This window comes from Gordonia sp. YY1 (assembly GCF_009872315.1).
Taxonomy (GTDB): Bacteria; Actinomycetota; Actinomycetes; order Mycobacteriales; family Mycobacteriaceae; genus Gordonia; species Gordonia amicalis.
Genome location: NZ_WXYI01000002.1, coordinates 405,503 through 422,819, shown reverse-complemented (window position 1 = coordinate 422,819; position 17,317 = coordinate 405,503). Strand labels below are relative to the sequence as shown.

General features: G+C 69.1%; 14 protein-coding genes. 8 read left to right on the top strand and 6 right to left on the bottom strand.

Annotation, left to right across the window (positions count from 1 at the left end; genetic code table 11):
• Positions 1–3 precede the first annotated feature (3 nt).
• Positions 4–936, bottom strand: a complete 933-nt coding sequence (locus BPODLACK_RS05140; protein WP_024498503.1) for a hydrogen peroxide-inducible genes activator — start codon at positions 934–936, stop codon at positions 4–6.
• Between the two features lie 130 nt (positions 937–1,066).
• Here BPODLACK_RS05140 and BPODLACK_RS05135 point away from each other — a divergent pair, with 130 nt between their 5' ends.
• Positions 1,067–1,654, top strand: coding sequence for a peroxiredoxin (locus BPODLACK_RS05135; RefSeq protein WP_024498502.1), 588 nt, complete (start codon positions 1,067–1,069; stop codon positions 1,652–1,654).
• A 10-nt stretch (positions 1,655–1,664) separates the two neighbouring features.
• Positions 1,665–2,198, top strand: coding sequence for an alkyl hydroperoxide reductase (locus BPODLACK_RS05130; RefSeq protein WP_024498501.1), 534 nt, complete (start codon positions 1,665–1,667; stop codon positions 2,196–2,198).
• 234 nt (positions 2,199–2,432) lie between these two features.
• Here BPODLACK_RS05130 and BPODLACK_RS05125 read toward each other — a convergent pair whose 3' ends face one another.
• Entirely contained in the window at positions 2,433–3,692 is a 1,260-nt protein-coding gene (locus BPODLACK_RS05125) for an aminotransferase family protein (protein ID WP_051349601.1), read from the bottom strand.
• Positions 3,693–3,753: 61 nt separating this feature from the next.
• Here BPODLACK_RS05125 and hrpA point away from each other — a divergent pair, with 61 nt between their 5' ends.
• The gene (hrpA, locus tag BPODLACK_RS05120; RefSeq protein ID WP_024498499.1) at positions 3,754–7,740 is read left to right on the top strand and encodes an ATP-dependent RNA helicase HrpA; all 3,987 of its coding nucleotides are present in this window, start codon (positions 3,754–3,756) and stop codon (positions 7,738–7,740) included.
• Here hrpA and nrdR read toward each other — a convergent pair.
• Together nrdR and BPODLACK_RS05110 are read right to left on the bottom strand one after the other, a co-directional pair.
• On the bottom strand, positions 7,714–8,181 hold the full coding sequence (gene nrdR, locus BPODLACK_RS05115) for a transcriptional regulator NrdR (protein WP_006436472.1): 468 nt from the start codon (positions 8,179–8,181) through the stop codon (positions 7,714–7,716). The two genes, hrpA and nrdR, sit on opposite strands and share 27 nt — an antisense overlap.
• A gap of 99 nt (positions 8,182–8,280) precedes the next feature.
• A complete protein-coding gene (locus BPODLACK_RS05110; RefSeq protein WP_024498497.1) occupies positions 8,281–8,847 on the bottom strand; it encodes a LysM peptidoglycan-binding domain-containing protein in 567 nt (188 codons plus the stop codon).
• Positions 8,848–9,083: 236 nt separating this feature from the next.
• On the opposite strand from BPODLACK_RS05110, the gene lexA reads away from it, so the two are divergent.
• Complete coding sequence (gene lexA, locus BPODLACK_RS05105) at positions 9,084–9,791, top strand: transcriptional repressor LexA (protein ID WP_006436470.1); 708 nt, start codon at positions 9,084–9,086, stop codon at positions 9,789–9,791.
• On the opposite strand, the gene BPODLACK_RS05100 is transcribed toward lexA, so the two are convergent.
• Positions 9,769–11,469 (bottom strand): phosphoenolpyruvate--protein phosphotransferase, encoded by a 1,701-nt coding sequence (locus BPODLACK_RS05100; RefSeq protein WP_024498496.1) that lies wholly within the window; start codon positions 11,467–11,469, stop codon positions 9,769–9,771. The genes lexA and BPODLACK_RS05100 overlap by 23 nt on opposite strands.
• A gap of 134 nt (positions 11,470–11,603) precedes the next feature.
• Here BPODLACK_RS05100 and BPODLACK_RS05095 point away from each other — a divergent pair, with 134 nt between their 5' ends.
• From BPODLACK_RS05095 to BPODLACK_RS05080, 4 genes are all read left to right on the top strand, one after another.
• Positions 11,604–12,374, top strand: a complete 771-nt coding sequence (locus tag BPODLACK_RS05095) for a DeoR/GlpR family DNA-binding transcription regulator (protein ID WP_024498495.1) — start codon at positions 11,604–11,606, stop codon at positions 12,372–12,374.
• Positions 12,371–13,336 (top strand): 1-phosphofructokinase, encoded by a 966-nt coding sequence (gene pfkB / locus BPODLACK_RS05090; protein WP_024498494.1) that lies wholly within the window; start codon positions 12,371–12,373, stop codon positions 13,334–13,336. The genes BPODLACK_RS05095 and pfkB overlap by 4 nt, the downstream gene beginning before the upstream one ends.
• Positions 13,337–13,395: 59 nt before the next feature.
• The gene (locus BPODLACK_RS05085) at positions 13,396–15,471 is read left to right on the top strand and encodes a PTS fructose transporter subunit IIABC (RefSeq protein WP_024498493.1); all 2,076 of its coding nucleotides are present in this window, start codon (positions 13,396–13,398) and stop codon (positions 15,469–15,471) included.
• A gap of 71 nt (positions 15,472–15,542) precedes the next feature.
• Positions 15,543–15,803: an HPr family phosphocarrier protein gene (locus BPODLACK_RS05080; protein WP_006436465.1), complete on the top strand. Its 261-nt coding sequence runs from the start codon at positions 15,543–15,545 to the stop codon at positions 15,801–15,803.
• A 21-nt stretch (positions 15,804–15,824) separates the two neighbouring features.
• On the opposite strand, the gene hflX is transcribed toward BPODLACK_RS05080, so the two are convergent.
• Positions 15,825–17,279, bottom strand: a complete 1,455-nt coding sequence (gene hflX / locus BPODLACK_RS05075; RefSeq protein WP_159404838.1) for a GTPase HflX — start codon at positions 17,277–17,279, stop codon at positions 15,825–15,827.
• Positions 17,280–17,317 lie beyond the last annotated feature (38 nt).

Sequence of the window (17,317 nt, the reverse complement as noted above, 5' to 3'; positions counted from 1 at the left end):
CGCCTAGACCGACGTGACGGCGCCCGTCTCGGCGACGAGCTCACCGATGATCGACCCGAGTTCCCGATACGACTCGTCGTGGCGTGCGGACCGCCGGAACACCAGCCCGATCCGGCGCCCCGGACGCGGCGAGGCGAACGTGGCGATCGCCAGGTCCCCCGATGCGGTCTCCGAGGCGACCGCGGTCTGCGGGATGAGGGTCACCCCGAGACCGCCGACGACGCAGTGCACGGCCGTCGTCAGCGACGCCGCGCGGGTCTGTCCCAGATCAGGACGCACACCCGCGAGCGCGCACACCTCCAGCGCCTGGTCCCGCAGGCAATGCCCCTCGTCGAGGAGCAGCAACGGCAGGTCGGCCAGGGCGCTGGGATCCACTCGGCGCTTTCCGGCGAGAGCGTGCCCGGCCGGCAGGGCGAGGACGAAATCCTCAGTGTAGAGCGGCACCTCGACGATCCCTGGGATCTCGAGCGGCAGCGCGAGGAGCGCCACGTCGAGCGTCCCGCCCCGCAGTTGCTCGACGAGACGGGCGGTCTGCTCCTCGACGACTCGAGGGCGCAGGTCGGGAAGTCTCTCACCGAGACCGCGCAGCACGGCCGGCAGCACATAGGGCGCGACGGTCGGGATGACACCGAGACGGATCGTCCCGTGCAACGGCCGTCCGGCACCCGCGGCCGCCGCCGTGAACTCGTCGACGGCGTCGACGGCCGCGATCGCCCGCGGCAGCAGTTCCTCTCCGTCCGGGGTCAGCAGGACGCGGCGCGTGGTGCGCTCCACGAGCGTCACCCCGAGGCCCGCCTCGAGCGCCGACAAGGCCTGCGAGAGCGAGGGCTGACTCACGCCCAAATCCGTTGCGGCGGCACCGAAGTGTCTGCGCTGGGCCAGGGCGACGAAGGCGCGCAGTCCGGCGACGGTCGGCTGATAAGTTTTATCGGGCATGGCTATCAGTGTAGTGCTACTAATCACGTTTCGCTTTCGCGCAAAATCCGGCACGATGGTACTCGTACGTCGCGAAATTCGTTCGCGCGCAGTTTCCGTACACTCACTCACTCAGCTGAAGGAGCGATACATGGCCCTGCTCACCATCGGTGACCAGTTCCCCGCCTACAACCTCACCGCCGTGATCGGCGGCGACCTCAGCAAGGTCAACGCCCAGCAGCCCGATGACTACTTCACCACCGTCACCTCCGACGACCACCCCGGTCAGTGGCGCGTCGTCTTCTTCTGGCCCAAGGACTTCACGTTCGTGTGCCCGACGGAGATCGCCGCATTCGGCAAGCTGAACGACGAGTTCGCCGATCGCGACACCCAGGTGCTCGGCGCCTCGGTCGACAACGAGTTCGTCCACTTCCAGTGGCGTGCACAGCACGAGGACCTGAAGACCCTCCCCTTCCCGATGATGAGCGACCTCAAGCGCGAACTGGCCACCGCTGCAGGCGTTCTCAACGCCGACGGGGTCGCCGACCGCGCCACCTTCATCGTCGATCCGAACAACGAGATCCAGTTCGTGTCGGTCACCGCGGGCTCGGTGGGACGCAACGTCGACGAGGTCCTTCGTGTCCTCGACGCCCTGCAGTCCGACGAGTTGTGCGCCTGCAACTGGAAGAAGGGCGACCCGACGATCAACGCCGGCGAGCTCATGTCCTCGGGCGTCTAGAGGGGATCAGATGAGTATCGACAACCTCAAGGAAGCCCTTCCGGAGTACGCGAAGGACCTCAAGCTCAACCTGGGCTCGATCAGCCGGACCACCGCGCTGAATGAAGAGCAGCTGTGGGGCACGCTGCTGTCGACCGCCGCCGCCACCAAGAACGCCAAGGTGCTCAGCGAGATCGCCGACGAGGCCGCCGACATCCTGTCGGCCGAGGCGTACAACGCCGCCCTGGGCGCCGCGTCGATCATGGGCATGAACAACGTGTTCTACCGTGGCCGCGGCTTTCTCGACGGCAAGTACGACGACCTGCGTCCCGGCCTGCGGATGAACATCATCGGCAACCCGGGCGTGGACAAGGCCGCATTCGAGCTGTGGTCGTTCGCCGTATCCTCGGTCAACGGCTGCGGGCACTGCGTCGCCGCCCACGAGAACACCCTGCGCGAGGCCGGCGTCGACCGGGAGGCGATCTTCGAAGCCCTCAAGGTCGCCTCGATCGTGACCGGCGTGGCCCAGGCCATCGCCACCACCGAGGTGCTCGCGAACGCCTGATAGCGCGTCCAGACAACAAGGCCCGGTTATCGATTCGGTAACCGGGCCTTGTTGTATCCACTGCCGCGCGGGCGGCCCCTCTGCTGCCTGAGGCGCGAGCGAAGCGAGCCACGAAGGCCCTGGCGAGATGCGTCCGAAATCCTCACCAGCCCTTCGAGGCTCGTCGCTTACGCTCCTCGCACCTCAGGGAGCGAGGGGTCGGGTCGCTACTTTCGGATCAGGGGGCGCTTGTGCTCAGCTCAGCGCGGCCCGCATACGGTCGGCGAGTTCGCCGACCTCGTCGGTCGTCATCACGAAGGCCGGCGAGATCTGCAGCGCGCCCTGTCCCGCGGCGCGCGTGCTGACACCGTGCTCACGCAGCTTCACCACCGCCGCCGGAGCCGATGCCGGGTCGGCGAGCTGGACCGCGGTGACCGCACCGAGGCCGGTGCGCACCTCGGCGACCGAATCGAGGTCGGCCAGCGGGGACAACGCCGTGGCGAGATCCCCCTCGAGCCGCGTCGCCTCCGCGAGCAGGTTCTCGCGGCGGATGATCTCGAGATTGGCCAGCGCGGCGGCCGCCGCGGCGGCGTGACCGCCGTAGGTGTAGCCGTGGCGCCACCAGACGCCGCCGGCGAAGAACGGTTCGGCGACGCGCGGCGCGATGAAGACCGCACCCATCGGCACATAGCCCGAGGTGAGGCCCTTGGCAGTGGTGATCATGTCCGGCTGCAGGTCGAAGCGCGCCGAGGCGAACCACGAGTCGCCGGCGATACGACCGAAGCCGGTGACGACCTCGTCGACGACGAACAGGACGTCGTGGTCGCGGCAGATCGCGCGAACCTCGTCCAGGTATCCGGCCGGCGGCAGGTAGATGCCACCGGCACCGATGATCGGCTCGCAGAAGAACGCGGCGATGTTGTCCGCACCGACCCGCTCGATGAGGCCGAGCAGGCTCTTCGCGTCATCCCAGTCGACGTTCTGCACGTCGTGCATGAGCTCGCCGTAGCCGTCGTGATTGAGGGGGATGCCCGCCAGCGACGTACCGGCGACGTGCATGCCGTGATACGCCTTCGTGCGGCTGACGACGACGCGCTTGCCGGGCTTGCCCTGCTCCACCCAGTACCGGCGGGCGAGCTTGACCGCGGTGTCGATCGAGTCGCTGCCGCCCGAGGTGAAGAAGATCTTGGAACCGGGCACCGGTGCGATCGCGGCCAGCTCGTCGGCGAGCTGCAGCGTGACGTCGCTCGCGATGTCCCCGAAGTTGGAATAGTGCGCGATGGTGCCGAGCTGACGCGCCACCGCGTCGGCGATCTCGGTGCGGCCGTGGCCCACGTTGGTGAACCAGAGACCGGCCGTCGCGTCGAGATAGGACTTGCCGTCGCGGTCCCAGATGCGGGTTCCCTCACCCTTGGTCACGACGAACGGGCCACTCGCGGTCACCGCACCCATGTCGGCGAAACCGTGCCACAGAGCGCCAGGAGTATCGGACAGTGCCCTCGAAGAATCAGCCATGGCCCCCATGATGCCGGGCGAGGTGAACACCCCCGGCAGCGACCCATATCCTGGAGACATCATGTCGGTCGAGTCCCCAGATCCAGCCCCGCGAGATCCTCAGCCCGGCATCTCCCGATCCCAGCTGTTGCGCTCGCTCGACGAGGTGGGGATCCTCGACGCTCACCGACTCCGCCGCCGGGTCGACAAGCTGGGCCGCACCCCCGACCCACGCAAGTGGGAGCAGCTCGTCGCCGACGTGGCCAAGGCACGCAACCGCCTCGAACGGCGCCGGGCAGGCGTGCCGGTGCTGCGCTTCCCGGACGAACTCCCCGTGTCGGCAGCTCGTGAGGAGATCGCCGACGCCATCCGGGACCATCAGGTCGTGGTGGTGGCCGGCGAGACCGGCTCGGGTAAGACAACACAGCTACCGAAGATCTGCCTCGAACTCGGGCGCGGCATCCGCGGCACGATCGGGCACACCCAGCCGCGTCGTATCGCGGCGAGCTCGGTGGCCAAACGCATCGCCGACGAGACCGACACCGAACTCGGTGACGCGGTCGGCTACTCGGTCCGGTTCACCGACCGTTCGGGGGCCGACACCCTGATCCGCGTGATGACCGACGGCATCCTGCTCCGCGAGATCGCCACCGATCCGATGCTGCGGCGCTACGACACGCTGATCATCGACGAAGCCCACGAGCGCAGCCTCAACATCGACTTCATCCTCGGCTATCTGCGCCGGCTGCTGCCGCAACGACCGGACCTGAAGGTGATCATCACCTCGGCCACCATCGAACCCGCCCGTTTCGCACGGCATTTCAGCACACCCGACGCCTCGGTGCCGGTCATCGAGGTGTCCGGTCGCACCTACCCCGTCGAGATCCGTTACCGGCCCCTGAGCCTCCAGGAACGCCCGGACAGCGGCGACGACACCGGGGGCGGCGAGCACGCCGACCTCGACCAGATCCAGGGCATCGACGCCGCGATCGACGAGTTGTGGGCCGGCGGCCGGGGCGACATCCTGGTGTTCCTACCCACCGAGCGCGACATCCGCGAGACCGCGGATGCGTTGCGGCGCCGCACCGGAACCGGCCGCGATGGCGGTGCGGAGATCGTCCCGCTGTTCGCACGTCTGTCGATCGCCGACCAACAGAAGGTCTTCGCTCCGTCGAACGGTCGACGGATCGTCCTGGCCACCAATGTCGCCGAGACATCGGTCACGGTGCCCGGCATCCGCTACGTCATCGACACCGGCACCGCTCGCATCAGCCGGTACTCGACCCGCACCAAGGTGAATCGTCTTCCCATCGAACCGGTCTCGCAGGCCAGCGCCCGCCAGCGCGCCGGCCGATGCGGTCGCGTCGCGCCGGGTGTCTGTATCCGGCTCTACAGCGAGAACGACTTCGACTCGCGGCCGGCGTTCACCGACCCGGAGATCCTGCGCACCAACCTGGCCGCGGTCATCCTGCAGATGACCTCGCTCAAACTCGGTGAGATCGCGGATTTCCCGTTCGTCCAGCCGCCCGACGAGCGCGCGATCCGCGACGGTATGGGCGTGCTGACCGAACTCGGCGCGATCACCGTGAGCCGCGAAGGCGGCCCGCCGCGCCTCACCCCCGTCGGCCGTTCGATGTCGCGGATACCGGTCGACCCGCGGATCGCCCGCATGCTGATCGCGGGTCGCGAACTCGGCTGCCTCGACCACCTGCTGGTCATCGCGTCCGCGATGTCGCTGCCCGATCCGCGCGAACGGCCGGCCGAACATCGCGAGGCGGCCGACGCCTCCCATCGTCGATTCGTCGTGCCGCAGTCGGACTTCCTGTCCTACGTCGAACTGTGGCGATACCTGGACGAACAGCGCAAGGAGTTGTCCGGCAGCAGGTTCCGGCGGATGTGCGAGCGGGAGTTCCTGCACTTCCTGCGCATCCGGGAGTGGCGGGACCTGCACCGTCAGCTCACCGAGATCGTCAAGGATCTCGACTGGCCCGTGCGTCCGGCCGGCGAGGAGTTGCCGCAGGTCGACGCCGATGCCGTCCACCGCGCGATCCTGTCGGGTCTGCTCAGCAACATCGCGGTCCGCAACACCGAGGGTCGTGAATTCACCGGGGCGCGGAACACGACGCTCATGATCTTCCCGGCGTCGCCGCTGGCCAAGAAACCGCCGGCGTTCATCATGGCCGCGGAGGTCCTGGAGACCTCCCGGCTGTTCGCGCACACGGTCGCCGGGATCGATCCGTTGTGGGCGGAGAAACTGGCCGGGGATCTGGTCAAACGCACGCACAGCGAGCCGCACTGGTCGTCGAAACGTGGCGCCGCGATGGCGTACGAGCGGGTCACCCTCTACGGCGTCACCCTCGTCGCCCGTCGCCGCGTCGACTACGGTCCCATCGACCCGGTCGTCTCGCGCGAGCTGTTCATCCGCCATGCCCTCGTCGAGGGAGACTGGCGTACCCAGCACCCGTTCTTCGAACGCAACCGCGCCCTCCTCGAGGCCGCCGCCGACGTCGAGAACCGTAGGCGCGAACGCGGACTCGTGATCACCGAGGATCAGCTCTTCGAGTTCTACGACAACCGGGTCGGCGCCGAGGTCACCTCCGCACGTCACTTCGACACGTGGTGGAAGAAGGCACGGCGCAGCGATCCTGCCCTTCTGGACCTCAAGCCCGAGGATGTCACGGCAACCGCCGAGGCCGCACCGACCGACTATCCGGGTGCGTGGCAGCAGGGCGACACCCGACTCGAGCTCCGCTACCGGTTCGAACCCGGCGCACCCGATGACGGTGTCACCGTGATCATCCCGCGCGCACTGCTGCCCCACGTCCGGTCGGCGGGCTTCGACTGGTCCGTGCCCGGGATGCGGTCGGAACTGGCCACCGCACTGGTGAAATCGCTGCCCAAGAGGTTGCGCAAGTCGATGTCCCCCGCCCAGCGGTTCGCCGACCTGGCGCTGGCCCGTCTCACGCCTCGCAGCGAACCGCTCGCGGTCGGGCTCGCCCGCGAACTCACCACGATCACCCAGATGACGGTCACCGCCGCCGATTTCGACCTCGACCGGATTCCCCTCCATCTGCGGATGCATTTCGCGGTCGCCGACGACGACGGACGGATCACCGCGCGTGCCGACTCGATCGACGAGCTTCAGCGTGCGACGACGCCCGCGGCGTCGAAGACGGTGAAACGCACGCTGTATCGCAGCTGGACCGACGACGGCATCGGCACTCTCGCCGCGCAGCGGACCGTCGACATCGCCGGTCAGCGCCTCACCAGGTACCCGACCGTCGACGCGATCACCGACGACGCCGGACGTACACGCGGGGTGGTCGTGATCGACGCGGTGTCGGAGCAGGCCCGAGATCGCCTGGCGGAGAGGGGGATCGTCGCGCTCCTCGACCTGGCGATCCCGCCACTGCACCGGCGCGTGGCGAGTTCGCTCGGCGCCGCCGGCCGGCTGGCGTTGAGCCAGAGTCCCTATGCGGATCTCGATACATTGCTGGCCGACTGCACACGCCGGGCGATCCGCGACGTCGTCGCCGGCCTTCACGCCGGGACCGCGTCCGCCGTGCGTTCACCCGAGGCGTTCCGCACCCTGACGGAGAAGATCCGTCCACGGATCACCGAGTCGGCTCCGGAGTATTTCTCTCTCGCGGTGGAGTCGCTCGGCTCGGTGGCGCCGGTACGCGCCGCGATCGACCGTCATGCGGGTTCGCTCGCCGCCGACGACGTCGCCGAACAACTCGACAACCTCGTCTTCGACGGATTCGTGGCCGCCACTCCGCGACATCATCTGGAGAACGTGCCGCGCTACCTCGCGGCCGCCGAGGCACGGTTGACGGCACTCCCGGCTTCCGCCGCGCGAGATCAGGCCGGAGTCGCCGTGATCGACCGCGTGACCGAACGGTGGGCGCAGCGGCTGGCCCAGGTACCCGAACACCGGAAAGCGCACGTCAACGACGAGGCGCAGTGGCTCGTCGAGGAGCTGCGGGTCGGATTGTTCGCCGAACGGCTGGGCACCGCGTTCCCGGTGTCGGAGAAGCGGGTCCTACGAACTCTTGACCGACTCGGCTGAAGCGGCCCGGAGGTCGTCGATCTCGCGCTGGAAGTCCTCGAGGGAGTCGAAGGACCGGTACACCGACGCGAAGCGCAGGTAGGCGACCTCGTCGAGGTCCCGCAGCGGCTTCAGGATCGCGAGTCCCACCTCATTGCTGGGGATCTCGGCCGAACCACTGGCGCGGACGGTGTCCTCGACCTGCTGGGCGAGCTGGGCGAGAGCGTCCTCGGCGACGTGGCGCCCCTGGCATGCGCGCCGGACACCTCGCATCACCTTCTCGCGACTGAACGGTTCGGTGACGCCGTTGCGTTTCACCACCGAGAGGACCGCACTCTCCACGGTCGAGAAGCGTCGCCCACACTCCACGCAGGAGCGGCGGCGCCGGATGGCCTGCCCCTCATCAGCGACACGCGAGTCGATGACCTTGGTGTCGTCGTTCTTGCAGAAGGGGCAGCGCATCGTATCCTCACGCAGGTCACGGGACGCTCTGATGCAGCCGCGCCGCATGCCGGGCCGGTGCTCGGCTGGTCCCTGTGGCATCGAGGATACCGCCCGGCCTCAGTGGTACCGGGGGGTGAGGAGCGGCTGGCCGACGCGCAGCCCGCTCGACGCGAGGTCATTCAGCTGGATGATCTCGTCGACGACGGCCTCACGCGGCATCTCGGGGGCGACCCGCGAGGCGATCGTGCTCAGCGAGTCACCCGACCGAACGTGCACGACCTCGGTGCCGACCGCGGCAGGCGTGACCGACGCGGCGTAGTTCTGGCCGACGACCGCGATGACCCACACGGCCAGGGCGAGCGCGACGCCGGCGAGGACAGCGGTCGCCGTGCGGCGACGCCGGCGGATGACGGCCGCGGGAGCCGCCTCGGCGGGACGCCACGCCGGGACCACCGGTCCACGACCGCGCATACCCACCGGCGACGCGCACTGGGTGGACGCGACGCGGCGGACCCGGACCGCCGATTCCGGCACCGGACGGTTGTCGACGGGCCGCCGGGCGTCTCCCCGACGTGTCGGGCGCGGACGCTCCAGGACGTCGCCGCGGACGGGACCGCCGTGCCGGGCGGGGTCGTGCCGGGCGGGGTCGAGGTGGACGGGGTCGATGAGAGTGGCGGTGCGCATGGTGCCCTCCGTGTATCCGGTCGAACGGTGTTCGTGAGTGGGACCGCGTCGTCCCGGTCGAACTGTTCGAATGTCGATCATCCGTTCGATGAACTGATGTTCGATTTGTAGCACGGCACTCCGACAATTGTCTCGCGACACGTCGAACAAATGTTTGATGCGGTCGGCGTTCTCGGCTAGGCTCGTCGAAAGACAAGCGATCTACCAGCACGTTCGGAATCGAGAGGAACCCGATCATGAGCGATGACGGCGGTAAGCGCACCGGAGCGCGGGGCGCCGACGAGCCCGTCACCCCGGCGGACATGGCGGCTGCCGAGGCGTCGCTGACGCCGCGGCAGCGCGGAGTTCTCGAGGTGATCCGCAAATCCGTGCGAGAACGCGGTTACCCGCCGAGCATCCGCGAGATCGGTGACGAGGTGGGTCTCACCTCGACCTCCTCGGTCGCCCATCAGCTGCGGACGCTCGAACGCAAGGGCCTTCTCAAACGTGATGCCAACCGTCCGCGGGCGGTGAACATCGCGCCGAGCGAACCCCCGACGCCGACCTCGCCGACCGGCGGAGCACTGCCCGAACCCACTTTCGTACCGGTGCTCGGCCGGATCGCCGCAGGCGGACCGATCCTCGCCGAGGAAGCCGTCGAGGACGTGTTCCCACTCCCCCGGGAGCTCGTCGGCGAGGGATCGCTGTTCCTGCTGAAGGTCGTCGGCGAGTCGATGATCGACGCCGCGATCTGCGACGGCGACTGGGTCGTCGTCCGCCAGCAGAACGTGGCCGACAACGGCGACATCGTGGCCGCGATGATCGACGGCGAGGCCACGGTCAAGACCTTCAAACGCCAGAAGGGTCATGTCTGGCTGATGCCGCACAACGAGTTGTTCGACCCGATCCCGGGCGACGAGGCCGTCATCCTCGGCAAGGTCGTCACCGTGATGAGGCGAGTCTGACCTCGTCACTGTCGAGTACCGCGGCGACCGCCGCGCGAGCTGCAGCCGGATCGGTGGCGGCCAGCGCGGCCGCCGCCGCGTTTTCGCAGGTTGCCAGGGTGACCGCGCCGAGCCGGGCGCCGACCGCGGGCGCCGCGACGGGAGCGCTCGACAACGAGGTCACCCCGAGTCCGACCAGCACGCAGGCGAGATGCGGATCGGCCGCGGCCTCTCCGCAGACGCCCACCGGTTTGCCCTGATCACGTCCGGCCCGGGCGACCGTTGCGACGAGATGCAGCACGGCCGGCTGCCACGGATCGGTCAGCGATGCGAGCTCGGCGGACATTCGGTCAGCGGCCATCGTGTACTGCGTGAGGTCATTGGTGCCGATCGAGACGAAGTCCACCTCGGCCAGGATCGCCGGGGCCAGGATCGCCGCGGCGGGAACCTCGATCATCACACCGGCGACGAGTCCACGCTCGCGCACCTGCGCGGCGAATGTCGCCGCCTCGGCGGGTGAGGCGATCATCGGGGCCATGACCCACGGCTGCGCGTCGGCCTCCAGCGCCGCCCGGGCGATCGCGTCGAGCTGGCGCGCGCGGATCTCGGGGTGCGCCAAGGCGATTCGATCGCCGCGCACACCGAGTGCCGGGTTGGCCTCGTCGGGATGGGTCACGAAGCGCAGCGGCTTGTCCGAGCCGGCGTCGAGGGTGCGGATGACCACCTTGCGGCCGTCGAAAGCGTCCAGCACCTCGCGATAGATGCCCGCCTGCTCGTCGACCGAAGGCTCCTCGGCGCGCTCGAGGAAGGCCAATTCGGTACGGAACAGTCCGACACCCTCCACCGGGTGATCGGTTGCTGCGCGGGCCGACGACCCGTCGGCGACGTTGGCCAGGATCGCCACCTCCACCCCGTCGCCGGTGCGACCCGGACCCGACCATCCGGCGACGCGAGCGGCGTGACGCCGATACTCCTCGACTCGGGCTCGCGCGGCGGTGTCATCGGGGTCGACGGCGATCTCACCCGTGGTGCCGTCGACGAGGATCGCCGTACCCGCATCGATCCCGACGAGTCCGGACACCGCGACGACGCACGGGATGCCGAGCTGACGGGCGATGATCGCGGTGTGGCTGGTGGGCCCACCCAGTCGCGTCACGAGGGCAATCGTGGTGGTGGGGTCGAGGCCGGCCGTGTCGGCGGGTGCGAGGTCGTCGGCCAGCAGGATCGAGGGCACCTCCGGCGTGGACAACCCGGGTTCGGGCAGTCCCAGGAGCTCGGCGAGCACGCGGTCGCGGACGTCGTTGAGGTCCGTGACCCGCTCGGCCATCAGGCCGCCCAGCTTGGTGAACACCGCGGCGAACTGTTCGGTGGCGGCAACGGCGGCCGACGGTGCCGGCGTACCCCTGGCGATCAGGGCCGACGCCGCACCGATCCAGCCGCGGTCTTCCGCGAGTCCGGCGGTGGCGGCGAGTACTTCCGCGGCGACGCCGGTGTTCTGCGACGCGCGCTCACGGAGTCGCGCGGCGACGACGCCTGCCGCCGCAGTGAATCGTGCGACCTCCTCCGGGCGCTGGTCCTCGGAGATCTCGACACCGGCGCCGAGCGCCTCCGCACTGTGGTCGGGACGGCGTCCCGGCCACAGTGCGGGTCCATGAGCCACACCACCGACGACCGGCGTCCCCGTCAGAATCTGCGTCATGTGACCACGGTTACAAATTTGGCTTGACTTGTCAACATAAAAAGGCGTAAACACAGTTACTACAACATTCAAAGCCACATATTCCCACATTTCGCGGTGGCCGAGTGAGCAGGAACGATCAGAACGGAGCCGGTGTGTACGCCGAGGAGAGACAGCAGGCCATCGCCGAGGAGGTTCGCGTCGCAGGGCGCGCCTCGGTCGCCGAGCTCGCCGCGAAGTTCGACGTGACCAGCGAGACGGTTCGGCGCGACCTGGCCGTTCTCGAACGCGGCGGGCACCTGCAGCGCGTCCACGGCGGTGCCGTCCGCCCCGAGGTGATGCGGGTGATCGGTGAACTCGGCATCGCCGAACGGGAGACCGAACAGATCGAGGAGAAGGCCGCCATCGGCCGCGCCGCCCTCCGTTTCCTGCCGCCCGACGGCGGATCGGTGCTCTTCGACGCCGGCACCACCACGTTCCGTGCCGCGGAGGTCATGCCGCGGGACCGCGATCTGACGCTGATCACCAACAGCCTGCCGATCGCCGGGTTGCTCGCCGGCCGCCATGCGGACGGTCTGCACGCCCTGGGCGGTCGCGTCCGCGGACTCACCCAGGCCACGGTGGGCGCCGAGACGGTCGCCGCACTGGGACGGCTGCGCGTGACGACCGCATTCATCGGCACCAACGGCCTCAGCGAAGCGCACGGTCTGTCGACGCCCGACCCCGACGAGGCGGCGGTGAAGGCGGCGATGGTTGCCGCGGCCCGACGCGTCGTCGTCCTCGCCGACAGTTCGAAGATGGAGCGCGAGGAGCTGTCGGGATTCGCCGGCATCGACGACATCGACGTCCTGATCACCGACTCCGGTATCGATCCGAGGTTCTCGGCCGCCCTGTCCGCCCGCGGCGTCGAGGTCGTGATCGCATGATCCTCACCGTCACAGCCAATCCCAGCGTCGACCGCACCCTCGAACTCGACACCCCGCTCCGGCGCGGCGAGGTCCAGCGAGCCGGTGTGGTCCGCGCCCAACCGGGCGGCAAGGGCGTCAACGTGGCCCGCACCGTCGCCGCCGCCGGACTACCGACCCGGGCACTGCTCCCGGCGCGTGCGGGCGACCCGCTGCTCGCCGCCCTCGACGAGCTCGGACTCCCCTACGACGCGGTCCCCGTGGACGGCGAGGTGCGCTCGAACGTGACCATTGCCGAAGCCGACGGCACCACCACCAAGATCAATGCCCCGGGCGTCAGCCTGACGGCGGCTCAACTGGCCGCGCTGAGCGCACTGATCCGCACCTACGCGGACGGCGCGGACTGGGTCACGCTGTGCGGATCACTGCCGCCCGGCGTACCGGAGGACTGGTATCGGACCGTCGCCGACGCCCTGGTCACCGCCGGTTGCCGCGTGGCGGTGGACACCTCGGGAGCACCGCTGCGTGCGGCCGCCGCCGGACGAGTCGACCTGATCAAGCCGAACGAGGACGAACTCGCCGAACTCACCGGCACCGATCCGGCAGAGTTGCGGGAATCGCTCTCCCGCAACGACCTCCGTCCCATCGTCGCCGCGTCCACGGCGCTCGTCGAGCAGATCGGCGGCGCCGTGCTGGCCACGCTCGGGGCACGGGGCGCGGTCCTCGCCACCGCGGCGGGCGTCTGGTGCGCGACGCCGCCACCCACCGTTCCGCGCAGCACCGTCGGCGCGGGTGATTCCTCCCTCGCCGGATTCCTCGTCGCGCAGACGCGTGGCGCGTCGGCTCCCGACTGTCTGCGGTCCGCCGTCGCCTACGGTTCGGCCGCCGCCGCACTGGCGGGCACCTCCTCCCCCACCCCCCACCACCTCGACCTGTCCGGGGTCACGGTCACGGAACTCTCCGGGGCCGCCCCGATGAACTGAACCGAATCCCCCACCGGGCACCCGACCACTCCGCCCCTCTCCATGCCGAAGGACATCCCATGACCGAGCAGATCATCACCGCCCAGACGGTGAGTCTCGACGTCGACGCCGGTGCAGACCCCGCCGCCGTCATCACCACCCTCGCCGACGCCCTGGCCGCTGCCGGACGGACCACCGACCCCGCCGATCTGGCCCGCGCGGCACTCGAGCGGGAAGCCAAGTCGGCCACCGGGCTCCCCGGCGGCATCGCCATCCCTCACGCGCGCACCGCATCGGTGACGACGGCGAGCCTTGCCATGGCGCGACTGTCGCGCCAGGTCGACTTCGGGGCACCCGACGGGCCGGCCGACCTCGTCTTCCTCATCGCCGCCCCCGAGGGCGGTGCGGCGGCGCACATGAAAGTGCTGAGCTCCCTGGCGCGTTCGCTGGTCCGCCCCGACTTCGTCGCGTCCCTCCGCGCCGCCGAGAACGACGAACGCATCATCGAACTGGTCACCGAGGCCATCGATCCCGACGCCAAGAAGACCGAGACCACGACCGCAACCACTTCCCCGGCAGCGCCGATGGCGCCGGCCACGGACACCCCGGTCACCGCCCGGACGCCGGCGCAGAACCGGCCGCACATCGTCGCGATCACCGCCTGCCCCACCGGAATAGCGCACACCTACATGGCCGCGGACGCGCTCAGGTACGCCGCGGACCGTGCCGATGTCGACTTCGCGGTGGAGACCCAGGGCTCGTCGGCCACCACGCCGTTCGACCCCGAGGTCATCGCGAACGCGGACGCCGTCATCTTCGCCACCGACATCGGGGTGAAGGGCAAGGGTCGCTTCCACGGCAAGCCGGTGATCGCCTCGGGCGTCAAACGAGCCATCAACGAACCCGATGCGATGATCGCCGAAGCCGTTGCGGCCGGACGGAACCCGGACGCGGCGCGGGTGACCGACGACGGCGGCACCGAGGGCGCCGAGACCGGCGCGTCGTCGGGTGTCGGACTCGGTGCGCGCACTCGTCAGGCACTCATGACCGGTGTCAGCTACATGATCCCGTTCGTCGCGGCGGGCGGCCTGCTCATCGCGCTCGGCTTCCTGCTCGCCGGGTACGAGATCGCCAACAGCACCCTCGACAGCGCCGGGTCCCTGAACGACGCCGTCTACATCGCGCTCAACAACAGCGTCTGGGATCTGCCGTCCGGCGGGCTCCTGCAGTACCTCGGCGCGGTGAGTTTCGCGATCGGATCGGGGGTGATGGGACTCGCCGTCCCGGTCCTCGCCGGTTACATCTCCTTCGCCATCGCCGACCGCCCCGGCATCGCCCCCGGTTTCGTCGCGGGCATCGTGTCCCTCTCCGTCGGCGCCAGCTTCATCGGCGCACTCATCGGCGGTCTCATCGCCGGCGCCGCGTGTCTGTGGATCTCGCGGCTCCCGGTCCCGCAGTGGGCTCGCGGACTGATGCCGGTGGTCGTCATCCCACTGTTCGGCAGCATGATCGTCGGCGGACTGCTCTACATGGTGCTCGGCAAGCCGCTCGCCTGGCTGACCGAGCAGATGAACTCCGGACTGGAGAGCATGTCCGGCGGATCGGCCGTCGTCCTCGGCATCGTGCTGGGCCTGATGATGTGCTTCGACCTCGGCGGTCCGGTCAACAAGACCGCCTACCTGTTCGCAACCGCCGGTATCGCCGACGCGGCGACCGCCGGTCCCGCACAGTTCCAGATCATGGCCGCGGTGATGTGCGCCGGCATGGTCCCGCCGCTCGCCCTGGCCCTCGCCACGGTGCTGCGTCCCGGGCTGTTCACCGAACCCGAACGCGAGAACGGCAAGGCCGCCTGGCTTCTCGGCGCATCGTTCATCTCCGAGGGTGCCATCCCGTTCGCCGCGGTCGACCCGTTCCGCGTCATCCCGTCGATGATGGCCGGCGGCGCACTGTCCGGTGCGCTCATCATGGCGTTCGGTGTGGAGCTCCGCGCCCCACACGGCGGCATCTTCGTCTTCTTCGCCATGAACAACTGGGTGCTGTTCCTCGTGGCCCTCGTCGCCGGCACCGTGCTCAGCGCGGTCGCGGTGACCGCGGCGAAGCAATTCGGCAGGACCAGGGAGGTGGCAGCGGCCGACCTCGAGGCCGTGGCAGCCTGATCCCAGACCCACTCATACCCGACGTTTCATCCAGCACGACAACCGAATACCCCAGCAACACAGGAGGCACCATGCCCAGCACCACCGCCACCGTCGGATCGGCCGTCGGCCTGCACGCCCGGCCGGCCACGATCATCGCCGAGGCCGTCGCCGACTCCGGCAGCACCGTGACCCTCGAACTCGAGGGCGGCGACCCGGTCGACGCCGGTTCGGCACTGATGATCATGACCCTCGGCGCCGAGAAGGGCGCCAAGGTCGTGGTCACCGCCGAGGATCAGGCAGCGCTCGACAAGATCGTCACCCTCGTCGAGACCGATCTGGATGCCGACTGAACGGACGCCGGCTGAGCAGGTCTACACCGTGAGGTCCGCGATCTCGCCCGCGAAAGCGGCCGGGACGCGGACCTTCATGGTGGTGCCCGACTCGGTGTGCTCGGAGTCGAGGACCTCGCCCTCGCTGTGGATCCGCGAGACGATGTCGCCGCGCGAGAACGGCACCTCGATGGTGAGTTCGACGTCCTCGCGGCCCACGAACTCGCGGACCCGGTCGAACAGTTCGGGCAGTCCTTCACCTGTGCGTGCCGAGACGAAGACCGCGTCGACACCCACCGCACCGCGCAGCTCGGTGAGCCGGTTGCCGTCGATCGCGTCGATCTTGTTGATGACCAACAGTTCCGGTGGCGCCTCGACCTTCTCCTCGGCGACGATCTCGCCGATGACCTGACGGACGGCCGAGATCTGTTCCATCGGGAACGGATCCGATCCGTCGACCACATGCAGGAGGAGATCGGCGTCGACGACCTCTTCGAGCGTCGACCGGAACGCCTCGACGAGTTGGGTCGGCAGGTGGCGGACGAAACCGACGGTGTCGGTGAAGACCACGGCCCGGCCGTCGTCGAGGGTGGCGCGCCGGGTTGTCGGGTCGAGCGTCGCGAACAGCGCGTCCTGGACGAGGACACCGGCGCCGGTCATGGCGTTGACGAGACTCGACTTGCCGGCGTTGGTGTAGCCGGCGACCGTGATCGACGGGATCGACGAACGATGGCGCGCCGCACGCTTGGTGGTGCGCGCCTTCTTCATGTCGCGGATCTCGCGCCGCAGCTTGGCCATCCGCTCACGGATGCGGCGACGGTCGGTCTCGATCTTGGTCTCACCGGGACCACGCAGGCCCACGCCGCCGTTGCTGCCGGCACGGCCGCCGGCCTGGCGGGACATCGACTCACCCCAACCACGCAGGCGCGGGAGCATGTACTCCATCTGCGCGAGCGAGACCTGCGCCTTGCCCTCCCGGGATGTGGCGTGCTGGGCGAAGATGTCGAGGATCAGCGCGGTGCGGTCGATGACCTTGACCTTGACGACCTTCTCCAGCGCGGTGAGCTGCGCCGGGGTGAGCTCACCGTCGCAGATGACGGTGTCGGCGCCGGTCGAGAGGACGATCTCGCGGAGTTCGTCGGCCTTGCCGCTGCCGATGTAGGTGGCCGAGTCCGGTTTGGAACGACGCTGGATCACCGCGTCGAGGACCTGCGAGCCGGCGGTCTCGGCCAGGGCCGCGAGTTCGGTCATGTTGGCCTTGGCCGAGGCGGCGCTGCCCTCGGTCCAGACACCGACGAGGACCACCCTCTCGAGACGGAGCTGCCGGTACTCGACCTCGGTGACGTCGGTGAGTTCGGTGGAGAGTCCGGCGACGCGCTGCAGTGACGCGCGCTCGGAGAGTTGGAGTTCGCCGACCGTCGGATCGTCGTCCCGGATGTCACCGGTGCGATCGTCGAGGTCCGCTGAGGAAAGGATCTGTGCTGATGATTCGGTCATACGGGATCCATCGTCTCACGCCCGACCCCTGCTCAGCA

Excerpts from the sequence above, each read along its gene's own strand:
- BPODLACK_RS05125 (WP_051349601.1), bottom strand. The coding sequence starts at position 3,692 with ATGGCTGATTCTTCGAGGGCACTGTCCGATACTCCTGGCGCTCTGTGG.
- hrpA (WP_024498499.1), top strand. The coding sequence starts at position 3,754 with ATGTCGGTCGAGTCCCCAGATCCAGCCCCGCGAGATCCTCAGCCCGGC.
- BPODLACK_RS05100 (WP_024498496.1), bottom strand. The coding sequence starts at position 11,469 with ATGACGCAGATTCTGACGGGGACGCCGGTCGTCGGTGGTGTGGCTCAT.
- pfkB (WP_024498494.1), top strand. The coding sequence starts at position 12,371 with ATGATCCTCACCGTCACAGCCAATCCCAGCGTCGACCGCACCCTCGAA.
- BPODLACK_RS05085 (WP_024498493.1), top strand. The coding sequence starts at position 13,396 with ATGACCGAGCAGATCATCACCGCCCAGACGGTGAGTCTCGACGTCGAC.
- BPODLACK_RS05130 (WP_024498501.1), top strand. The coding sequence starts at position 1,665 with ATGAGTATCGACAACCTCAAGGAAGCCCTTCCGGAGTACGCGAAGGAC.
- lexA (WP_006436470.1), top strand. The coding sequence starts at position 9,084 with ATGAGCGATGACGGCGGTAAGCGCACCGGAGCGCGGGGCGCCGACGAG.
- BPODLACK_RS05140 (WP_024498503.1), bottom strand. The coding sequence starts at position 936 with ATGCCCGATAAAACTTATCAGCCGACCGTCGCCGGACTGCGCGCCTTC.
- BPODLACK_RS05135 (WP_024498502.1), top strand. The coding sequence starts at position 1,067 with ATGGCCCTGCTCACCATCGGTGACCAGTTCCCCGCCTACAACCTCACC.
- BPODLACK_RS05110 (WP_024498497.1), bottom strand. The coding sequence starts at position 8,847 with ATGCGCACCGCCACTCTCATCGACCCCGTCCACCTCGACCCCGCCCGG.
- hflX (WP_159404838.1), bottom strand. The coding sequence starts at position 17,279 with ATGACCGAATCATCAGCACAGATCCTTTCCTCAGCGGACCTCGACGAT.
- nrdR (WP_006436472.1), bottom strand. The coding sequence starts at position 8,181 with ATGCGCTGCCCCTTCTGCAAGAACGACGACACCAAGGTCATCGACTCG.
- BPODLACK_RS05080 (WP_006436465.1), top strand. The coding sequence starts at position 15,543 with ATGCCCAGCACCACCGCCACCGTCGGATCGGCCGTCGGCCTGCACGCC.